The following is a 20,178-nucleotide window of genomic DNA, read 5'->3' as shown; positions in this document are numbered from 1 at the left end:
TTTCAAAAAATTCATTCATGATTAGGAACTAGAGGGATGAAGAGAGACAACCCTCAGTGGTTGCAAAAAGCTTTTAATGATTCAGAGCTGGACTGAGGAAGAAGGAATAACTCAAGACCAAGGGTACTCCGCAACGTGTATTCTTGTTCGGGATTGTGAAGGGTGGTTAATGTTTTGTAACTTCTTTAAGCTCTTCAACTTCTGACCTTTCTTCTAACGGTCCTCTTAGAAGTACAGTAGCTGGTTCTTCATCAATCCAAACTGAAGTGACATTATACCTCACCTCAATGTCAGATGTAGAAGAAAGAATCTATTTCCACGATTACCATGCACAAAAATCCCTTCCTTATTATTAGTCTCTTAGAATTTCCTCATTAGTAAACGAATGGTATCCTAGCGACATTTGGATACCTATCCTTATAAATACATTGAACGTTGAGTACAACACTCAAGGTAACATTAATTTTCATAGTTGATTTTGAACAAATAAAAGAGACCACTTATTGTGTTCTTCTTTAGTGTTTACTTAATGAACTAGCTTACCTGTTAGTTAGTGTTTGAATAAATTTAAAAAGTTAATATTACTTCAACCCCTTTTTGTTAACAACCAACCTTCTTAAAAACGGTATATAAACCAGTGGATTTTTGCTGTTTGGGTTAGATTTATTTTCACTTTTGTACCATATTGTACAAACATCTCTTCTTTTAATGAATAAAATAACCCGAAAATAAAAAAAGAAAAAGGTGATTATCATTAAAAATCATATTCTTATTCCACATTGTAATTCCTTTGTAGACACCACATATCTTAATAAGAAATGTGATCAAAAGAAACCCGATGATTGTCATTCTTGTCATAAGAAACACAATGACTGTATTTGTGTTCAAAAGAAACCGGACGATTGTCATTGTTGCCATAAGAAACACAATGACTGTATTTGTGTTCATAAGAAACCGGATGACTGTCATTGTTGCCATAAGAAACACAATGACTGTATTTGTGATCAAAAGAAACCGGATGACTGCCATTTGTGCCATAAGAAACATAATGACTGTCACTGTGACTATAAGAAACAAAATCTAGTGAGAACATCTGCGTTTAAGGCTAATAAGAACACACCACAACTTTACGAAGCAGCGGTTACTCCCTCTGTAAAAGTTTTATACCAAACTGAACAGTTTGATTTAGCAAATGAATATAATCCGCATATATCAACATTTATTCCAACTAAGGATGGAATTTATGAGATAATAGCAAAAGTCTCATTTTGTCCGTCAAAAAGTAAAAGCGATAATTCCTCAAAAAACAAAAAAGAAAATTGTAACTGTGAATATTGCAAAAAAAATAGTTGCAATTGTGATTATTGTAAAAAAAATCATTCGTCAAAAGACAAGAAAAAGCATTCTTCAAAAGAAGGATATATCGCATCCATTTCAATTAACGTAAACGGAGATGATTTAGATATTGATAATGGCTTCTTTGAGAAATCAAGACCTATTGGACTATCGGCTACTACAATCCTTCAGTTACAAGCAGGAGATCGGGTACAAGTAATATTTAGCGCAGGTGCAAACGGAGAAATTTTAGCAGAGGCACCTTTAACTAACTTTCAAGCTGCTAGATTCCCATCTCCCATGTAAAGATCTTTTTTTGCTTTTCTTTGCTTAAGTCTTAGATTGAGCGCCTAGACATCATATTTGTTATTTGAAGTTGCGTAAAACTTATGGGTAGGACCTAGGATTCTCCTCATAAAAGGTTAGTTGGATTCTATTCTGAGAAATTTTGGGGTCAGATCCTGCTGGTTTCTTTTTTCTTTGACTTTATTCAAAAAAACGGTTATCGAGAAAAAAGAGTAAACTCTCTTGAACAAGTTCTCAAAAACAATGACCTTACTCAGTGTCATCCTCTCAGTAGAATGACAAAAATAAAGACAACAACAGTATCTGACTATAAAGAAAAGATACGTCCTCAATTTGGCTCATGTTGTTTTTTTAAGAAGATGTATAGGGAACTCATGAAGATGTAATCGTTTAATTTACTGAACTGGTTCTTACAAGCCTGCAACTTTCAAGGATTAACTTCTCAGACCACTTTACGACAAAAACTTTTTTAGCAAAACTACTTGTTTTATTTTGAATACCACTATATAATAAATCTTGTTCAGAAAAGAATTCGGCAACTAAATAAGGTTTAAAAGCAAGCTCTAAAGGGCTTGGCTTACATACGACTTGTTAGCTCAGTGGGAGAGCACTTCCTTGACAGGGAAGGGGTCGTGGGTTCGAATCCCTCACAGGTCATCAACTAACAAAGGCTCAAATCCTTGATATAACAAGGATTTGGGTCTTTTTTGTTTTCGCTTCCATTTATTTTTTCCTGTGTTGTGTATGCATTGCACAAAGTTGTACGGAAACTGCACGTGACGGTGAATCGTTCATTGCATGACGTTAGCCACTTTGGTACACTATGCAGAAGTGCATTTCACTTTGATAGCTGGGATTTACTATCGAATGGCATAAATAAGATATGATCTTTACATAAATCATGGTCCTTTTAAGCGGTGGGGTGCTCCCAAACGAAACATGAAAATGGAACTCCTTTTACTGCATTCACTGTAGACTTGTGGAAGTAAAGGAATAAAGGGACAAAAACTCATTACACTATGATACAAAACCCATTAACACATCTTAACATTTTAAATATGTTTCTAAGGAAAGACCATCCGTTCCCTCATACAGCAGGAGTTGTATGGGGGGCTTGTATTTTACCCAAGAATTTTCTGTTTAGATGACTATACAGTAATAAAATAAGGAGGAAGCAATGAACAATTATAAATTGACCATTCAATATGATGGCGGGCGCTATAAAGGCTGGCAACGACTCGGTAATAGTGAGGATACGATTCAAGGAAAAATAGAAAATGTATTAACGGAAATGGTAGGGGAAAAAATCGAGATCATTGGATGCAGCAGAACGGATGCCGGTGTACATGCCTTTGCTCAAATCGCCAATTTTAAGATCGGTGGAAATCTGACTGAGGCTGAAATCATGAATTATTTGAATAGATATTTACCAAGAGATATCAGCATTGTCGAGGTTAGGCTAGTTCCTGAACGTTTTCATGCCCGTTATAATGCTAAGGATAAAACCTATTTGTATAAGATCTGGAACGAGCAATATACAAATCCTTTCATGCGAAAGTACAGTATGCATGTTGAGAAAAAGCTGGATATCACAAAAATGAAAAAAGCATGTCAACATTTTATAGGTGAACATGATTTCACTGCTTTTTCAAATGCAAAGTCCAAGAAAAAATCCATGGTGCGTGAAATATATTCCATTGAAATAGAAGAAAATGCCGGCTTCATCCAAATTACAGTGCGAGGCGATGGATTTCTTTATAATATGGTTAGAAAGATTGTCGGGACGTTAATAGAAGTTGGGTTGGATGAAATCGATGCTGAAAATATACCAAGTATTTTAGAGTCAAAAGAAAGAATCCAGACGGGTCGTATGGCGGAGGCAGCTGGGTTATACTTGGTAAAGGTTGATTTTTAGACCAAATAATGATGCATCGGTTAATGCATGTAAAGTGTACAGGCAGTAGAAAAAGGGAAGTAATAGGTAAGAATGGTACAGGGGAATAGGACAAAAGAAGGAGAGATTTTCATGAGATTAGCAGGAAAGAAAATAATCAGTCTTGTGCACCATGATTTTGAAGATTTAGAGCTCTGGTATCCGATTTTACGACTAAAAGAAGAAGGAGCGATTGTTCACCTCGCTGGAGAAAAGGCGAATGAAACATACATTGGAAAATATGGTGTACCAGCTTTATCTGATTATGAGTATGGCAGTATTAAAGCTGAAGAATATGATGCCATTCTTGTACCGGGCGGATGGGCACCTGACAAAATTCGCCGGTTTCCCGAAGTGATATCACTTATCCAAAGCATGGAAGAAAATAAAAAAACCATTGGACAAATTTGTCACGCTGGTTGGGTGTTGATCTCCGCTAAAATTTTACATGGGAAGAATGTAACGAGTACACCGGGCATTAAAGATGATATGGAAAATGCAGGGGCAACTTGGATAGATAAGCCCGTCGTCGTAGATGGAAACCTTGTATCAAGCAGGCGTCCGCCTGATCTGCCGGATTATTTAAGGGAATTGATAAACGTGATTGAAAAGAGTTAAATCATCATAGGCTGAAAAAGTGGTTTTTTCTTTCTGGAAAAACCACTTTTATTATTCCTGCTATCCAATTATGGAATATCTGAAGCTGTATATTGGTCAAACCATGATATAGGCCGGATCATTGTTAAGATATTTATTTTTAATTTTGACTATGATACTCACTAAATGCAAAAGATTATTCCCTCGAATGATCCTTAATCAAATCTATATACAAATTTCCTTTCGTCCCTACGACAGCATACGAGATATCAAAAACAACAAGGTTTCTTTTTTTGAGTTCAGCCATTAACCATTCGTCGTCGTAGGTATGTTTGTATAAGTTATCATATAAGATCTTCCCGTCATAGACCAGTTCAATCGGTACAGTTCCTGAGGAGGGCAGTAAAGGTAAATCCTGCTTGGTGGTATTTTGGTATTGTTCTTTTTTTAATACAGAGAGGGAGCCATTTATCTCTAAAATGGCACATTCGACTTCTTCTATGTTGAAGATATCTTTTCCACGCAAAGCCTGTTTAAGAGAATCCAGTGAATACCCCATTCGTTCCATTGACTCTTCGAGAATTTTTCCTTTTTGAATTAAAGTAGCAGGTTCTCCAGCAATCCATTTCCCGAAGCGCGGATTTCGAACCGCTAGAAGATTCAGCATAAAAACGACGGTACCCATAATAATAATTGCAATGATAAAATACAGGAATTTAATTTTAATATTGAATGCTAGATTTCCTGCAATTGTCCCCATCGTAATTGAAGCAATATAAAGGTGATAGGTCCTCTGGGCAATCGTCTGTTTACCGAGGAGATGGACAAATACCCATAATAAAATAAAAGATGTAAAGGTTCGAAAGATGATTTCAACAGCTTCTGACATGACTATTTCTCCCTTACAAAACTCCCAACAGTTCGTTTGTGATAGTATGTTCTTGCACCTTTGCGTTTATTATGTAAAATAAAAAAGGAAAAGAACCCATCTTACATAAATTTAGGTTTATTCAATGGGTGCGATAGATCAAGAAGAATTAATCATAATTATGTAACAACTTCCTTTTAAACCAGGCATTCAAGATAAGTGAAATCTCTGGAAGCAAGTAGCTCATTACTTGCTTCTTTTCATTTGGTTTAAATTAATCCATGGATATGTTTACTTGGTATCGATTAAGAAATTCATTCGAATAATAGTATCAAAATACTTTGCGCGGGGGTATGTTTTGAGAAATATTCAGGAAATTTTCATTGACGATTTAAAAAGCATTTATAAGAATTTCTTTGTTTGTATCGTAGTTGTTTTTCTCATGTTCATCCCTTCCATTTATGCGTGGTTTAATATTGTCGCATCTTGGGACCCGTATGCAAATACGGAAGGAATTCTTGTCGGTGTTGCCAATAATGATAAAGGTGCGGAGTTAAATGGCGAAGCCGTGAACATAGGCAAGGAAGTCATGGAGGGGGTGAAGGGGAATAAGGATTTAGGCTGGAGATTCACATCGGAAAAAGAGGCGATAGCAAAGGTGGAAAAGGGAGATTATTATGCTTCCATCATCATTCCGGAGAACTTTTCCGAACATATTGCGACAATCATGACCGATGACCCTAAGAAAGCGGAGATTGATTACTATGTTAATGAAAAAATCAATTCCATTGCTCCTAAAATTACGGCAGCGGGTGCCAACAGCATAGTAGATAATGTGAGCAAAACCTTTATCAAATCGGCCAGTGGGAGTATCCTTGCAATCTTTAATGAACTGGGGATCACCTTGCAAAACGAGTTGCCGACGATTCAAAAAATGAAGAATATGGTGTATTTATTAGAGGGTGAACTGCCTGAGCTTGAACAAAATATCAAAACCGTTCAAACACATGTTAAAAAAGCTGAAGATATCATTAAGAGGGTTAATGATGGTCTGGATTCAATAGAAGGAATAACGTCGCAGAAGGATAAACTGGTATCGGACGTTTCTAGTTATGTAGATTCAACAAGGCAGGCATTCGAAGGAATCAATCCCCTCTTGAAAAATGATCTTGCGAACATCAGGAGCGATAATGAATCGGTTCTAGTGCTGGCGAACCGGTTAACGGGTCAGGATTCGCCTGGCAATGAGTCGGATCAGCTAGTTGAACAAGGGGTAACGAGGATAAATAAAGAGTTATCCCTTTTGGACAGTATGTATAATTTATTGGTGAGAGTCAATCAATTTAATGAGAAAAACTTGCTTTACCCAGAAATACAGCTAGTTGATGAACTAAGGGATAATACTTCGAACCAACTTCAAGCGCTGAATAACCGGGCCATCGGAAATCTTATCGAACTTAGCGGGGATAATGATCTAGTCTTGGCAAGCTTCCAGGAGAGCTATTCAAAGGAAACAGTGCCAAAATTCAATGAAATCTGGAATGAAACGGAATCAATATTGAATAATGTCCAGCTTACGATGGAGGAGGGCACCAAGGTTCTTCCTGAGGTGAGGACACTCTTGAATGAGACCAATCGAACATTGGAAACACGTACAGGGGATATTGATAAGTTACAGAATAAGTTTCCGGAAATCGAAACGAAAATAAAGGCTCTAGCTACTAAAATGAGGGAAATCGATAAGGCTTATAATATGGAAGAAGTGATCGATTTCCTAAGGAATGATATCGAACAAGAAAGTGAATTTTTTTCAGAACCAGTGCTGCTCAATAAACACAGTCTTTTTCCGATTCCGAACTATGGGTCCGCCATGTCACCTTTCTTTACGGCACTTTCCCTTTGGGTCGGCGGTACAATATTGATTTCCATGCTTAGTGTGGGAGTTCCTCAAAAAGTCTACAGCCCGTATCAAATTTATATCGGGCGGTATCTTATATTTTTCATCATTGGGGTAATGCAGGCTCTTAGTGTTTCCATTGGGAATATCATCCTTATCGGTGTTTATGTAGCGGATAAATTTGAGTACATCCTGTTTTCTGTTCTGATAAGTACAGTATTTACACTCATTGTCTACACCTTCGTTTCCGTTCTTGGAAATGTTGGAAAAGGGATAAGCGTCGTCTTGATGGTCCTTCAAATATCAAGTTCAGGCGGCACCTTCCCCATTCAAGTCACACCGCCCTTTTTTCAACATATTAACCCTTTCTTGCCTTTCACCTATGCTGTGGGTTTACTTCGTGAATCCGTTGGGGGAATAACTTGGAGCGTAGCTGGCAAGGACATTTTTATCTTGATTCTCTTTTTAATAATCACGCTAATCTTAGGTATCATATTGAAAAAGCCTCTGCATGCAAGGACACAAAAGATGAAGGATAAATTGTATGGAAGCAGGATTTTTTAAGGAGAGTGCGGGTAACCTGGGTAACTAAATTTAAAAAAGATAATCAAAATTAGCCTGAACCCTAGAATGGGCTCAGGTTTTTTTGTTGAATGGAATTTGTTCATATGTATCTTTATGTAAAATTGGAATATTTATCAATGCATTGACAGTTATAGAAAGATACCGATATATTAGAATTTTTGCATTTTTATAGTTGACAAAAACCATTGGATTAATCATTATTAAGAAATAATGTTTAGTAAATCGATGCGATATAAAAGTGGGGTGACTTTATGTATTTAACAATAGATGGCATTGAAAAAAGTTTTAAGAATGAAAAGAAAGAAAGCATAAAGGTGCTCGATAAGATAAACATAGAGGTCGAGAAAGGAAGCTTCGTTTCGATCGTCGGCCCTTCAGGATGTGGTAAATCCACACTTCTTTATCTAATTGCCGGCCTTGATAAGGCAGATGTAGGTGAAATACGTGTAGCTGGGAAAAAAGTGATGAAGCCAGGTCCGGAACGGGTCGTAGTGTTTCAAGAGGCGGGGTTATTTCCATGGTTGACGGTACTTGAAAATGTTACATACGGATTGAAGTTAAAGAAAATTCCCAATGAAGAGGCTAAAGCCAAGGCATTGGACATTTTAAAGATGGTTCACCTCAGCCGATATGTTGACTCCTATCCACATCAACTCTCAGGGGGCATGAAACAGAGGGTGGCCATCGCAAGGGCGTTGGTGATGGAGCCGGATATCCTGTTGATGGATGAGCCATTCTCTGCACTTGATGAGCAAACGAGGATGGTCTTGCATAAAGAGCTGCTCGAAATCTGGAGAAAAACTAAAGTGACAATCTTTTTCGTGACCCATAATATTCGTGAGGCTGTTCAGCTTTCCGAAAAAATCATCGTCTTTGCAACCCGTCCAGGGAAAATTAAAGAGACGATTTCCGTCCCTTCCATGAAAGATGGAGTTATGCCGGATAGTGTAACTTTGCATACAGAACAAAGGGTTCTATCGATTTTACAGGAGGAAATTGAAAAAGTGCTGAAGGAGGAAATGGGGAATGATTACAGCTTTAAGACGAATCATATTCATCGCGATGATAGCGGGGATATGGGAAGTCACATCTAGACTTTCCAGTCTTCCGGAGTTCATGTTCCCAAGCCTGACTCAGGTTTTGGAAACTCTTTTTAATGGACTGATGAGCGGACAAATAACCGAAGCGATTGGAAAAAGCCTTGGCCGTATCCTGATCGGCTTTACGATTGCCATTATAGTAGGTCTAATATTAGGATATTTCATTTGGCGCTTTAAATTGGTTGAAGACACTTTAGGATTCGTCGTGACGGCATTACAGTCCATCCCGAGTATCGTCTGGTTCCCTTTAGCGATCATTTGGTTTGGATTGAATGATTTTTCGATTCTCTTTATCGTCACCATCGGCGCAACTTGGACGATGACGGTTAATGCAACCAGTGGATTCCGGAATGTACCCCAGTTGTATCAGCGGGTTGCCAAAACATATGGATCGACAGGATTTCATTTTCTTCGCACCGTGATTTTACCAGCATCCGTCCCGCAAATAATATCAGGTCTGCGAATTGCATGGGCCTTTTCCTGGCGCGCATTGATGGCCGGTGAATTACTTGGCGGGGGAGGCGGCCTAGGACAATTGCTGGAAATGGGCAGATCACTGGGACAAATGGATTTGGTCATCTCCGTGATGATCATAATCGCAATCATCGGAACAATCGTGGATAATGTCGTCTTCTCCCGCCTTGAACGAAATGTTCAATTGAAATGGGGAGTGAATCAACGGTAGTTTAATAAAATACTAGTTCAAAAGGAGAGAAAAATATGCTAAAAAAATCATTTTTTGCCCTTATTCTGTCTGTATTGTTAATTGGAATAGTAAGCGGATGCACTCAAACCAGCAGTAATGATGAAGAAGGAGAAGGTTCGGGGAAAAAATCCGTGAAAATCGGATATTTTCCTAACTTAACTCACAGTGCAACGATCATTGCACTTGAAAAAGGCTTTTTCGAAGAAGAGTTCGGCAAAGATGTTAAGATTGAAACCAAAACAGTGGCCAATGGCGGATTATTCATGGAAGCAATGGCCACAAACGCCATTGATGTCGGGACGGTCGGACCTGGTCCATTGCTAAACTTTTACGTGAAAAACCCTGAATACCACCTGATCTCCGGGGCTGTTAATGGAGGAGCCGTACTAGTGGCTAGCGAGGGCAGCAAGGTTACGGATTTAAAAGATTTGGACGGTAAAAAGGTAGCGATTCCCGTTATTGGGAGCACACAGGATGTCATGCTAAGGAAGGCCCTTCAAGATGTTGACTTAAAACCGACTACAAATGGGGGGACAGTTGAGCTTTATGCGGCAGCACCTGCTGACACAACCGCCCTTTTTGTCCAAAAATCCGTCGATGCAGCAGCTACCCAGGAACCATGGGGTTATGTATTGGAAAACCAGGCAAAAGGAAAGTTAGTGCTTGACTGGGATCAATTTGCATGGGGAAAAGATTCACCTAACACGGTAGTGGCTGCAAGCCAGAAGTTCTTGGATAAAAAGGGGCTCGCTGCTTCCTATTTGAAAGCGCATGAAAAAGCGGTGAAATTTATTCAGGACAACCCTGAAGAAAGCCAAGAACTGGTTATTAAGCATCTAAAGGAACTGACTGGTAAAGAATTAAGTAAAGAAGAAGTGGCTTCAGCATTTTCCCGTCTTGAAGTGACAACTGAAGTTAATGAGCAAGTCATTCAGGAAATGGCCGACATAAGCAAAGAAGCTGGTTATATCCCTAACAGTGATATAAAAGGCATGATCGATTTATCAATCCTTGAAGGAGTGTCCAAATAAATTGAAATAAGCAAGCGCCACAGCCATCCTGGCTTTGGCGCTTTTTTTGTAATCCGTTAAACGCTGAATTAATCTAGTAAAGGCCGGAATAATTCCGGAAAAGATCGAATTAATCCAGTAAAGGTCGATTATTTCGTTGTATTGGACCTGGGAATATAATCATACATATAACCTCTGCAGGGTAATGATTGCTGTCATGATAAAGAAATCATGCACATCCTGTTATGGACAGACTTGATCCAGTGCTTGGATAACATGATCAACCTCTTCCCAGGAATGGATGGTGGCGCCTGAGGCCAGTGAATGTCCTCCTCCGTTGAATTGACGTGCGACTGAAGCGATGGGAATATTCCGTGAACGTATCCTGACACGGATTTCAGAAGGATATTCGATGAAGAAAGCCCAGATTTTATTGCCCCTGACACTTGATAGCGTATTAACTAAATTCGAAGCTTCGAGTCGATCCACGCCATACATATTTAACAGATCCTCCGTAATAATGAAGTAAGCCACCCCTTTATCGGTTACCTTGAAGCTCATGAGAATGTCTTTTTGAAGTCGGGAAGCGTTTTTCGCCTTTACATTAAGGCTGTTGTGGATTCTTTCTGGCTGAATATTATAAGTTTTTAAGTGCGAAACCATTTTTAATGTCCTGGGAGTGGTATTCCCATTCATGAAATTGCCTGTATCACTAAGTATTCCTGCATAAAAGGATTTAGCCGCTTCTTTATTCATGATAAAGCCTTCTGGAAATTCCAAGAATAAATCAACAAGCATTTCACTTGCAGAGCTATAAGAGGGGGCTACCCAAGAAAGATCACCAAATTGCTCATAATCGGGGTGGTGGTCAATTTTGATCAGCATGTCCCCGTGATCATATCGGGAATCACTGATCCGTGAAATGTTGGCAGTATCACAAACAATCACTAAGGCACCATTGTATTTGTTATCGGAAATGACATCCATATCACCAATGAATAAAAGCTTATCCACTTCTTCGCCTACCGCATAGACTTCTTTAGAAGGATAGGAATGCTTCAATAGCTTCTTTAAACCGATTTGTGATCCCAATGCATCCGGGTCCGGATTAACATGGCGATGAATGATGATTGTGTGGTATTTCTTAATCGCTTCGATTATTTCCGCTTTTTTATTGTCCATATCGCCATCTCCTTTTAATCTCTCCTTGTCTGTCGAGCGATAATTGATAGTATGAAAAATTCATATATTGACAATTATGCATATTCAATCATCACATGCCTCACGAATAAAGGCAATTTCCGATTACTCTGGATTGAGGGGTGTATTTTTTATACGGGAAGTATGCTAAAGAGTATTTTAGTGGATGTAATGATAACACCTGAACAAAATTATTGCAAAATTCAAAAAAAGGGACTATACTTAATTTACCAAACCGATGACAGCAAGTTACCTTGCTGCATGGCCGGCTTGCCATAAAACTGGAATCCATAAAAAATTGACTTGTTTCACTTGATCTTCCTTTGCAGGAAGGCAGTTCGTGGATAAGGGTCAGTGAAACATCAATGTATGACATTGTTGATTTTACTGGCTCTTTTTTGTGTATCCCGAAAGTATGAAAGGGGTGATGATATGAATGGAGCTTTGGATGGAGTCAGGATTATCGATGTATCCCGTGTTTTGGCGGGTCCGTTTTGTTCAATGATCCTCGGTGATTTGGGTGCGGAAGTAATTAAAATCGAGCATCATGAATCAGGGGATGAAACGAGAGGATGGGGTCCGCCATTCGCCCAAGGAGAAAGCGCTTACTATTTATGTGCCAATCGAAATAAGCAAAGCATGACCTTGAATTTAAAGTCGGAACAAGGGAAAGAGATCTTCCGGAAGTTGGTGTCTTCAGGGGATATAGTGATTCAAAATTTCAAGACGGGTACATTGGAAAAAATGGGGTTAGGTTATGAAAATTTAAAGGAATGCAACCCAAAACTGATCATGGCCTCGATTACGGGATTTGGTTTAACCGGACCTTATAAAGATTTGCCTGGTTATGATTATATCATTCAAGCGATGAGTGGGTTGATGAGCATAACAGGAGAAAAAGATGGAAGCCCCGTGAAAGTCGGGGTGGCCATAGCTGACATATTGACTGGCTTGTATACATGCATTGGCATTTTATCCGCTTTGCATCATAGGGATAAAGCGGGGGAAGGACAGGAAATTGATATTTCGTTAATGGATTGCCAGGTTTCTTCATTGGTGAATGTCGCCAGCAACTATTTATTCAGTGGCCTGACCCCTGAACGGATGGGAAACCAACATCCCAATATCGTTCCATATCAAACGTTCCGGACAAGTGATGGGGAGCTTGTTGTGGCTGTAGGAAATGATGATCAGTTCAGGAGATTTTCAGCCGTTATAGGCAGACCTGATTTAGCCGAGCAGGAACAGTTTAAGCATAATGAAAAACGTTTGCAAAACAAGGAAGGATTAATACCGATAATAGAGGATTCGTTGTGCGGAAAGACAAAGAAAGAATGGAAAAGGCTGTTTGATGATGCAGGGATACCCAATGGTCCGATTAATGATATCGCAGAGATGTTCGAGGACCCGCAAATCATCGCAAGAGGCATGTTGGTGAACATGGAACATCCCACAATCGAAGATCTTAGAGTGACGGGATCGCCACTGAACCTTTCAAAAACGCCGGTTACGATAAGAAAGCATCCGCCACTGTATGGTGAGCATACCGGTTCCATTTTGGCTGAAATTGGATATAGTCCAGACCAAATAAGCAAATTCAAGGAAAATAAAATTATTTAGGAGGAATTTTAATGATGAATTTCGAATTAACAGAAGAGCAGCAAAGTGTGAAGAAAGTGGTAAGGAAATTTGTGGATAAGGAAATTATCCCATACATTCAAGAGTGGGATAGGAAAGGTCAATTCCAGCCGCATATTTTAAAAAGGTTAGCGGAATTGCAGTTGATGGGCGTTTGTATACCCGAAGAGTATGGTGGAGTCGGAATGGATTATAATACCCTTGCCATCGTTTGTGAAGAGCTGGAGCGAGGCGATACGGCTTACCGAACTGCAGTTTCTGTACATACAGGGTTGAATAGCATGACCCTGCTGCAATGGGGGACGGAAGAACAAAAACAGAAATATTTAGTACCGCAGGCAAAAGGGATCAAGATTGGCGCTTTTGGGCTGACTGAACCGAATGCAGGGTCTGATGTTGCCGCAATGAAATCAACGGCAAAACGTGTTGGGGACCATTATATCTTGAACGGGTCAAAAACATGGATTTCGCTCTGTGATTATGCAGATCATTTCCTCATTTTCGCCAAGACGGATCATGATGCCGGTTCAAGGGGAATCACTGCTTTTATTGTGGAACGGACTTTCGAGGGAGTGGAGTCGAAAGCCATTAAAGGGAAATTAGGAATTCGTGCCGGGAATACAGGCGAAATCTTTTTAACGGATGTAAAAGTTCCGGTCGAGAATAGGCTTGGTGAAGAAGGTGAGGGCTTTAAAATTTCCATGTCGGCATTGGACAGCGGCCGGTTTACAGTGGCTGCAGGTGCTGTAGGGTTAATAGAAGCAAGCCTGGAAGCAAGCTTGAAATATTGCCATGAACGAAGTACTTTCGGAAAAGAGATTGGCAGGCATCAGCTCGTTCAACAGATGATTGCCAAGATGACCGCAAATTTAGAGATTTCCAGATTGCTGGTCTTTAAAGCGGGTACCTTAAAAAATCAAGGAAAAAGGAATACGAAGGAAACATCACTTGCCAAGTGGATATCATGTAATGCTGCTAACGAAGCGGCCAATGATGCTGTTCAAATTCATGGTGCCTACGGCTACTCGGATGAATATCCAGTGGAACGTTTTCTCCGGAATTCAAAAGCCCCGGTCATTTACGAAGGAACCCGTGAGATTCATACTGTAATGCAGGGCGAATACGCACTTGGCTACAGACAAGATAAAGAGCTTCGTAAGCAATTGCCTGCATGGCCCTTCGAGCAAGTTTCCGTCCATTAACTATAGATAGAGGAGATCAGATGATGAACACATACTTTATTGCAGGGCATGCAAAACTTCCACAAGGGATGGCAGCGAGAAATATATATGATTCCATCACGATCACGGTAGAGCTTGACTTTAAATATGGTGTAATAGTCGAGGCTTCCTGTACACTTGCTACAGAACATGGCAGGGAATTCATTCGTCAACTGCTGCGCGGTTATTGCCTGAAAGATGGTATCGAAGAATTGATTGATCGTGTACAAATGCATTATCGTGGGAAGGCTGGTCAAGCCATTCAAGCAGGGCTGAAGGATGTGTATGCACAGTTCGAATTGGTCTCCGTTAAATAAGCGAAACTGGAAGGATCCTACCGTATGTAAAAAGGGTAGGATCCTTTATTATAGGTTCAGGTACATGGCAAATAAGTCCACTGTCATTATAAATGGCAGTGTTTTTTATTGTTTAAGGAACGGGACATTTGAATGGATATAACGATCGTGATAATTTTAAAAACACAAAACTCGCCCCTTTACGACGAGTTTGTGTTTTTTTATAGAAATTGGACTTTAAAGTAAAGCTTAAGATCCAGTAAAAAAATATTAGTTGTACATTAAAACGGAACCATGAAACTAGAAGCACCATTTCCGTTTATTGCGAAAGTTATTGCAGCAAAGCCAACTGCAGTGGTTGGAGGAACAACGGTTTCTGTTGGAGCGCCTTTGTCTGCTGCATATGGAACACCGGTTTCTGCTGGTGCGTCTTTGTGTGCTGCAAGTGGACCTCCTCCTGCTAGTACGCCTTTGCGTGCTGCAAGTGGACCTCCTCCTGCTAGTGTTCCTTTGTGTGTTGCATGTAGATCTCCGTTTCCAGCAGGAGCGCCTTTGCGTGCCGGAAGTGGACCGATTCCTGCTCGTGCAACGTTTAGTGCTTCTGCGGGAAGTTCGCCTGTTATTGTTGTTTTTACGTGAAGAACGGCTTTTTGAACATGGGTCATTATACATGAAATCGCTTAACCCGAAGGAATTGGCTCTATCCACCGCATTTTGTATATTTCGATTGATGTCAGACATATTTATATATCCCCCTTTCTATACGTTAAACTATGCGCTTGTACGTAATATGCCAGAGATAATAGCACATTTTTATTGAAAATTTGTTTTTGGTGACACCCTTCGCTTTTTTTCCATAATTTAATAGGAAAGTGAAAGGGAAGGGTTAGGTTATATGAATGCTGACAAGAGGCTGCCCGTGTACCAGCTTTTTATTCCACCAGTTAATTTAATGGAACTTCGCAGAGATATATGGTGCAATGATCCTTTACCTGCAAAGTTAACGATCAACAAAAAAAAACTTGATATTGATATTGTTTACCGTGGCTCACATATCCGCGGTTTTCGCAAAAAATCCTATAATGTAGTCTTTTATAAACCTAATACTTTTAAGAATGCCAAGGAAGTTCATTTAAATGCCGAATTTAAAGATAAATCTTTACTAAGAAATAAATTATCTTTAGACTTTTTTGCGGATATAGGCACCTTATCACCGAATTCCCGGTTCGTTTTCCTGAATCTGAACGGGAAGGATGAAGGGCTATACCTGGAATTGGAATCGGTGGATGAATATTATTTGAAGACTAGGGGGCTGCCCAAGGGTGCCATTTTCTATGCAGTGGATGGTGATGCCAATTTCTCATTGATGAGCGATTTGGATAAAGGAATCAAAAAATCATTGGAGATGGGCTATCAGAAAAAATGCGGGACAGCAAAGGATGATTTATATTTACAAGAGTTGATCCTCCAAATCAATACAATTTCAAGAGTGGACTTTGAAAAGGAAATCGTAAAATATGTCGATGTGGAAAAGTACCTGCGCTGGCTGGCCGGTGTCATATTTACGCAAAACTATGATGGGTTCGTTCATAACTATGCCTTGTATCGAAATGGAGATACTGGACTCTTTGAAATGATTCCATGGGATTATGATGCGACATGGGGCAGGGATGTTAACGGGAAAGTGATGGAGGAGGATTATGTGGGAATCGAGGGATTCAATACATTGACTGCTAGAATCCTTGATGTAAGGGGATTTCGTGTACGATACCAAGAACTTCTTAAGGAGATTTTGAACAATCGTTTTAACGTGGGCTATATGAAACCTATCATTCAGGAAATGCATGATCAAATAAGACCTTATGTTTCAAAAGATCCATATATCAAGGGGGATATTGTAAAATTTGATAATGAGCCCGAATTCATCCTGAAATTCATTGAGGCCCGTGCAAAGTATATAAATAGCCGGCTGCATAAATTGGATTAATAATTCCTTTCCTATAGTAATGGAACAATGAAAAATTTAACAGCATGAGTGTTGAAAGAAAAGCATTCCTGCTTTTTTCATGCGATTCCATTTGCTTTTCTATACTATTACAGCTATGTTTGATAGAAAGATATAATCTAAAGTAATGAAGGATGGGAATGGATTGACTAATCATAGCCGCATACCGGCATATATATATACGTTTACATGCAGCCCTGACGAACGCTCATTATCTAAAATGGAGATGCGCTCGTTCTTTGGCTTTGAGACTTCAGGGAATATTTTGAAAAGTGATATAGCAATTGAACCGAGCAGGAGCCCTTTTATAAAAGGGCGGGTCGACGTCATGTTTGAAGGGGAAAGCATATCCGAAATCGTTGAGCAAGTGAAGGGCATTCATTTGCCTGATTCGACGTTCAAAGTATTATTCGTGAAAATTAACGATCTGAATAAAGACGCAAAAATAGATTATGATGGACAGCGTGAAATTGAACGGGAGATTGGCTGGCACATTCAGGGGAATGCCGATGTACGTAATCCTGATCAGGTCTTTGGAATCGTGACCCTTGGCGGACGTTGGTATTTTGGGAAGTATGTCAAACCTGAAGCGGTTTGGTTAAAACATATGAAGAAGCCCCGTGAATATTCAACAGCGCTTAGCACAAGAGTGGCGAGGGCCATTGCCAACATAGCCGTTCCGCATCCGGATGGAGTGAAGGCAATTGATCCATGCTGCGGAATTGGGACGGTATTGGTAGAAGCCCTGTCGATGGGGATCAATATTGTCGGCCGGGATATCAACCCGCTTGTTACCGACGGTTCCAGGGAGAACATTGCCTATTTCGGACTCGAAGGTGATGTAACTACAGGTCCGATTTCGGAGGTCACCTGTAAATATGATGTAGCGATTATCGATATGCCTTACAATTTATATACACATGCGACGCCGGAAGATCAGCTATCGATCCTTAAACATGCCAGGGGCTTTGCTGACAAGGTCGTCGTCGTAACGATCGACACGATGGATCATATGATTGAAGAAGCAGGATTTGAAATTGCTGATCGCTGTGTGGCCAGGAAAGGCATTTTTTCCAGAGAAGTTGTAGTGTGTGTGTGAGTTTCGTCAGCAAGGAAAGGCTGAAATCTTTAATGATTTCAGCCCTTTTTGATTTCATTTAGCTTGATAATGAACTGCATTTTCAACGAGTTGTTTCGTGACCTTCCCCTGATATTCTAAATAATCCAAATGGCCGATGATTTCTGACATGACGAGCGGGAATTCTGCTATATACTTTTGTTTGTAAAATTCCTTTGCCAGTTCATTGCCTGTAGAAATTCCAGATTGTATCAAGGCCAGGATTTTTTGAGATTTTCTCTCTATGCTTTTGAGTCTTTTTTCAATCAGATGACCAGGTTGTTCAATGATGTTACCATGACCAGGAAAGAGGAGGTTCACCTGTAATGCTAAACATCGTTTTAAGGAATCGATATGATCTACAAGAGTCAGCATCCTATTACCGTTTTCATCAGGTTCGATCAAGGCATTGCTTGATATATGTTCAATCAATAAATCACCGGCAAGAAGCCGTTTCCCTTCTTGGTCAAGGAAAGCAATTTGATCGGGTGCGTGCCCGGGAAATTCGATCACTTCAAAATTCAGCCATTGTTTTTCCGTGATTGCGATGATGTCACCATTCAATTTTTGATCTTTATTATTATCGACCGCGTTGAATAGGTAAGCCACTTGTTTATCTCCAAGTTCACCACAGCCCATCTCAAGGTAAACCTGCTTATAAAATTCAATTCTCATACTTAAGAAGTCAGGGTCCCTTTTTAAACGGGGAATGGATTTAGAATGGGCATAAACGGGAATCGGATGGAGTTTGGTAATCCGGTTGACCAAACCAACATGGTCTCCATGGTGATGGGTTAACAAAATTTCCGTTATATCTCCAACCGTAAATCCATTTTCCTTTAATGTTTGCTGCAGTGCATTCCAGCAGACGTCATCATTCATGCCTGCATCGACTAATGTTAAAGATTCATCCTGTTTAACTAAATAAAAGTTTATACTTTTTAAAGATAAAGCGCTTGGAGCTATAATTGGATAAATTTTAAATGTTGTATTCGTTTTCATGAACGTCCCATATCCTCCTAAATCGAGATAAACTTCATCTGGAAAATTGCGATATTACTAATGACCGAATAGATTTAAAGGGTTATTATTCTATGATTAGTTGAATGAACTGAAACTGTCAAGCGGAAGCTTCCAGTCAATCGAGAAATTTAATAGTAAGATTGATTGGAAATGGATGGTCTATGTATCTAGTTTATTTTAAAATTAAATGAACAAGCCATTAATTTAGCCAATATTCTTATAATTTAATTATTGTGTAATGAAATATGAAGGCCACGAATTGTGCAAGAATGCGTTCCAGGGAACGAAACGGTATAGGAGGTTATTGTTTGAAGCCAAAAATTTATATTACAAGGAAATTGCCAGAACAAATCATCGAAGGTCTTAGCCGGAAATATGAAGTCAGGATGTGGGATCAAGAGGATATACCGGTCCCTAGAGAAGTCCTTGAAGAAGAAATGAAACAAGTCGAGGGGCTGCTTTGCTTATTGACGGAACAAATCGATGGGTCACTGATTGAACAGGCTCCTAATCTGAAAATCATCGCGAATATGGCAGTGGGCCATAATAATATTGATGTTCGAAGTGCAGCAAAACGGGGCATCATGGTAACGAACACACCGGGGGTTTTAACGGAAACGACAGCTGATTTAACCTTCGGCTTACTGCTTGCAACGGCAAGAAGGATGATGGAGGCAGAAGATTATTTAAGGAGTGGAAGGTGGGAAACATGGTCGCCGATGCAGCTGACCGGACAAGATGTACACGGTGCAACGCTGGGTATCATCGGATTAGGCAGGATTGGGGAAGCCCTTGCAAAAAGAGCTAAGGGATTTGATATGAACTTAGTTTATTTTAATCGAAGCCGTAAATATGAACAGGAAAAAGAATTGGGAATCGAATATCAGCCTCTTGAAAAATTGCTCCAAATCTCGGATTTCGTTTGTGTCATGCTGCCGCTCACACCGGAAACCGCTTATATGATTGGCAAGGAGCAACTGGAATTAATGAAAGGGACGGCTGTGCTCATAAATACCGCAAGAGGCGGGATTATCGATGAAAAGGCGTTGTACCAGGCGCTGGAAAACCGAGAGATTTGGGCGGCTGGATTGGATGTATTCGAAGAAGAGCCCGTCCCTGTGGATCACCCGCTGCTAAAATTGCCCAATGTCGTTACACTGCCGCATATCGGGAGTGCCAGCATTGCCACAAGATTGAAGATGGCAGCTCTTGCGGCACAAAACTTGATGGATGGATTATCTGGTGATACTCCGCGTAATTTAGTATTGTTGAATAAATCAAAATGACCCCGAAATGGGGTCATTTCAGTTTGTAGACAAAAGGGGTTCAGAATTAAAAAATT

Annotated in this window: 18 protein-coding genes, 1 tRNA gene and 1 pseudogene; 14 read left to right on the top strand and 6 right to left on the bottom strand. The window is 39.8% G+C overall.

Translation table 11 applies throughout. The annotated features are described in order from the left end of the window. Window positions 1-166: 166 nt before the first annotated feature. Window positions 167-310: an H-type small acid-soluble spore protein gene (locus QFZ73_RS04665; RefSeq protein WP_307272590.1), complete on the bottom strand. Its 144-nt coding sequence runs from the start codon at window positions 308-310 to the stop codon at window positions 167-169. Window positions 311-1,083: 773 nt separating this feature from the next. Here QFZ73_RS04665 and QFZ73_RS04660 point away from each other — a divergent pair. The 4 genes from QFZ73_RS04660 to QFZ73_RS04645 all read left to right on the top strand — a co-directional run bounded on the left by QFZ73_RS04660 (window position 1,084) and on the right by QFZ73_RS04645 (window position 4,192). Then, window positions 1,084-1,641 (top strand): hypothetical protein, encoded by a 558-nt coding sequence (locus tag QFZ73_RS04660; RefSeq protein WP_251431278.1) that lies wholly within the window; start codon window positions 1,084-1,086, stop codon window positions 1,639-1,641. Window positions 1,642-2,226: 585 nt separating this feature from the next. Further along, a tRNA-Val gene (locus QFZ73_RS04655) sits at window positions 2,227-2,298 on the top strand. Between the two features lie 520 nt (window positions 2,299-2,818). Continuing rightward, window positions 2,819-3,556: a tRNA pseudouridine(38-40) synthase TruA gene (gene truA, locus QFZ73_RS04650; protein WP_307263532.1), complete on the top strand. Its 738-nt coding sequence runs from the start codon at window positions 2,819-2,821 to the stop codon at window positions 3,554-3,556. Window positions 3,557-3,667: 111 nt separating this feature from the next. Further along, window positions 3,668-4,192 (top strand): type 1 glutamine amidotransferase domain-containing protein, encoded by a 525-nt coding sequence (locus QFZ73_RS04645; RefSeq protein ID WP_307263529.1) that lies wholly within the window; start codon window positions 3,668-3,670, stop codon window positions 4,190-4,192. 175 nt (window positions 4,193-4,367) lie between these two features. On the opposite strand, the gene QFZ73_RS04640 is transcribed toward QFZ73_RS04645, so the two are convergent. Then, window positions 4,368-5,060: a DUF421 domain-containing protein gene (locus QFZ73_RS04640; protein ID WP_307263526.1), complete on the bottom strand. Its 693-nt coding sequence runs from the start codon at window positions 5,058-5,060 to the stop codon at window positions 4,368-4,370. Window positions 5,061-5,397: 337 nt separating this feature from the next. Between QFZ73_RS04640 and QFZ73_RS04635 the strand changes: the two genes are divergently transcribed. The 4 genes from QFZ73_RS04635 (at window position 5,398) to QFZ73_RS04620 (ending at window position 10,358) form a co-directional block, all read left to right on the top strand. Further along, complete coding sequence (locus QFZ73_RS04635) at window positions 5,398-7,500, top strand: YhgE/Pip domain-containing protein (protein ID WP_307263522.1); 2,103 nt, start codon at window positions 5,398-5,400, stop codon at window positions 7,498-7,500. A gap of 272 nt (window positions 7,501-7,772) precedes the next feature. After that, complete coding sequence (locus tag QFZ73_RS04630; protein WP_063232114.1) at window positions 7,773-8,615, top strand: ABC transporter ATP-binding protein; 843 nt, start codon at window positions 7,773-7,775, stop codon at window positions 8,613-8,615. Then, window positions 8,548-9,306 (top strand): ABC transporter permease, encoded by a 759-nt coding sequence (locus QFZ73_RS04625; protein ID WP_063232113.1) that lies wholly within the window; start codon window positions 8,548-8,550, stop codon window positions 9,304-9,306. Before QFZ73_RS04630 ends, QFZ73_RS04625 begins: the two co-directional genes overlap by 68 nt. 35 nt (window positions 9,307-9,341) lie before the next feature. Then, complete coding sequence (locus tag QFZ73_RS04620) at window positions 9,342-10,358, top strand: aliphatic sulfonate ABC transporter substrate-binding protein (RefSeq protein WP_307263517.1); 1,017 nt, start codon at window positions 9,342-9,344, stop codon at window positions 10,356-10,358. Between the two features lie 222 nt (window positions 10,359-10,580). Here the strand turns inward: QFZ73_RS04620 and QFZ73_RS04615 are convergent, their stop codons facing one another. Further along, window positions 10,581-11,519 (bottom strand): DHH family phosphoesterase, encoded by a 939-nt coding sequence (locus QFZ73_RS04615; protein WP_307263514.1) that lies wholly within the window; start codon window positions 11,517-11,519, stop codon window positions 10,581-10,583. A gap of 450 nt (window positions 11,520-11,969) precedes the next feature. Between QFZ73_RS04615 and QFZ73_RS04610 the strand changes: the two genes are divergently transcribed. From QFZ73_RS04610 to QFZ73_RS04600, 3 genes are read left to right on the top strand one after another with little or no spacing between them, the layout of a single operon-like run. Further along, window positions 11,970-13,157 (top strand): CaiB/BaiF CoA transferase family protein, encoded by a 1,188-nt coding sequence (locus QFZ73_RS04610; protein WP_307263509.1) that lies wholly within the window; start codon window positions 11,970-11,972, stop codon window positions 13,155-13,157. A 14-nt stretch (window positions 13,158-13,171) separates the two neighbouring features. Further along, a complete protein-coding gene (locus QFZ73_RS04605) occupies window positions 13,172-14,377 on the top strand; it encodes an acyl-CoA dehydrogenase family protein (protein ID WP_192208176.1) in 1,206 nt (401 codons plus the stop codon). 23 nt (window positions 14,378-14,400) lie between these two features. After that, complete coding sequence (locus QFZ73_RS04600) at window positions 14,401-14,712, top strand: DUF3870 domain-containing protein (RefSeq protein WP_048682993.1); 312 nt, start codon at window positions 14,401-14,403, stop codon at window positions 14,710-14,712. 260 nt (window positions 14,713-14,972) lie between these two features. Here the strand turns inward: QFZ73_RS04600 and QFZ73_RS04595 are convergent, their stop codons facing one another. Together QFZ73_RS04595 and QFZ73_RS28865 are read right to left on the bottom strand one after the other, a co-directional pair. Further along, complete coding sequence (locus tag QFZ73_RS04595; protein ID WP_307263505.1) at window positions 14,973-15,356, bottom strand: hypothetical protein; 384 nt, start codon at window positions 15,354-15,356, stop codon at window positions 14,973-14,975. A gap of 22 nt (window positions 15,357-15,378) precedes the next feature. Further along, window positions 15,379-15,432, bottom strand: a pseudogene (locus QFZ73_RS28865) (hypothetical protein); the annotation flags it as partial. A 154-nt stretch (window positions 15,433-15,586) separates the two neighbouring features. Between QFZ73_RS28865 and QFZ73_RS04590 the strand changes: the two are divergent. Further along, window positions 15,587-16,678, top strand: coding sequence for a CotH kinase family protein (locus QFZ73_RS04590; RefSeq protein ID WP_307263502.1), 1,092 nt, complete (start codon window positions 15,587-15,589; stop codon window positions 16,676-16,678). Between the two features lie 163 nt (window positions 16,679-16,841). Continuing rightward, on the top strand, window positions 16,842-17,795 hold the full coding sequence (locus QFZ73_RS04585; RefSeq protein ID WP_307263499.1) for a TRM11 family SAM-dependent methyltransferase: 954 nt from the start codon (window positions 16,842-16,844) through the stop codon (window positions 17,793-17,795). Window positions 17,796-17,849: 54 nt separating this feature from the next. On the opposite strand, the gene QFZ73_RS04580 is transcribed toward QFZ73_RS04585, so the two are convergent. Next, window positions 17,850-18,815, bottom strand: coding sequence for an MBL fold metallo-hydrolase (locus tag QFZ73_RS04580; protein ID WP_307263496.1), 966 nt, complete (start codon window positions 18,813-18,815; stop codon window positions 17,850-17,852). Window positions 18,816-19,144: 329 nt separating this feature from the next. Here QFZ73_RS04580 and QFZ73_RS04575 point away from each other — a divergent pair, with 329 nt between their 5' ends. Continuing rightward, window positions 19,145-20,122 carry a 2-hydroxyacid dehydrogenase gene (locus QFZ73_RS04575; protein ID WP_307263493.1) on the top strand — a complete coding sequence of 326 codons (978 nt, stop codon included), beginning with the start codon at window positions 19,145-19,147 and terminating at the stop codon, window positions 20,120-20,122. Window positions 20,123-20,178: the final 56 nt, after the last annotated feature.

Source organism: Peribacillus sp. V2I11, from assembly GCF_030817135.1.
GTDB lineage: Bacteria > Bacillota > Bacilli > Bacillales > DSM-1321 > Peribacillus > Peribacillus simplex.
Note: the sequence above shows the minus strand (reverse complement) of the source record. Positions and strands in the feature narration are given on the sequence as shown.

Excerpts from the sequence above, each read along its gene's own strand:
- truA (WP_307263532.1), top strand. The coding sequence starts at position 2,819 with ATGAACAATTATAAATTGACCATTCAATATGATGGCGGGCGCTATAAA.
- QFZ73_RS04645 (WP_307263529.1), top strand. The coding sequence starts at position 3,668 with ATGAGATTAGCAGGAAAGAAAATAATCAGTCTTGTGCACCATGATTTT.
- QFZ73_RS04640 (WP_307263526.1), bottom strand. The coding sequence starts at position 5,060 with ATGTCAGAAGCTGTTGAAATCATCTTTCGAACCTTTACATCTTTTATT.
- QFZ73_RS04630 (WP_063232114.1), top strand. The coding sequence starts at position 7,773 with ATGTATTTAACAATAGATGGCATTGAAAAAAGTTTTAAGAATGAAAAG.
- QFZ73_RS04625 (WP_063232113.1), top strand. The coding sequence starts at position 8,548 with ATGATTACAGCTTTAAGACGAATCATATTCATCGCGATGATAGCGGGG.
- QFZ73_RS04620 (WP_307263517.1), top strand. The coding sequence starts at position 9,342 with ATGCTAAAAAAATCATTTTTTGCCCTTATTCTGTCTGTATTGTTAATT.
- QFZ73_RS04615 (WP_307263514.1), bottom strand. The coding sequence starts at position 11,519 with ATGGACAATAAAAAAGCGGAAATAATCGAAGCGATTAAGAAATACCAC.
- QFZ73_RS04610 (WP_307263509.1), top strand. The coding sequence starts at position 11,970 with ATGAATGGAGCTTTGGATGGAGTCAGGATTATCGATGTATCCCGTGTT.
- QFZ73_RS04605 (WP_192208176.1), top strand. The coding sequence starts at position 13,172 with ATGAATTTCGAATTAACAGAAGAGCAGCAAAGTGTGAAGAAAGTGGTA.
- QFZ73_RS04600 (WP_048682993.1), top strand. The coding sequence starts at position 14,401 with ATGAACACATACTTTATTGCAGGGCATGCAAAACTTCCACAAGGGATG.
- QFZ73_RS04595 (WP_307263505.1), bottom strand. The coding sequence starts at position 15,356 with ATGACCCATGTTCAAAAAGCCGTTCTTCACGTAAAAACAACAATAACA.
- QFZ73_RS04590 (WP_307263502.1), top strand. The coding sequence starts at position 15,587 with ATGAATGCTGACAAGAGGCTGCCCGTGTACCAGCTTTTTATTCCACCA.
- QFZ73_RS04580 (WP_307263496.1), bottom strand. The coding sequence starts at position 18,815 with ATGAAAACGAATACAACATTTAAAATTTATCCAATTATAGCTCCAAGC.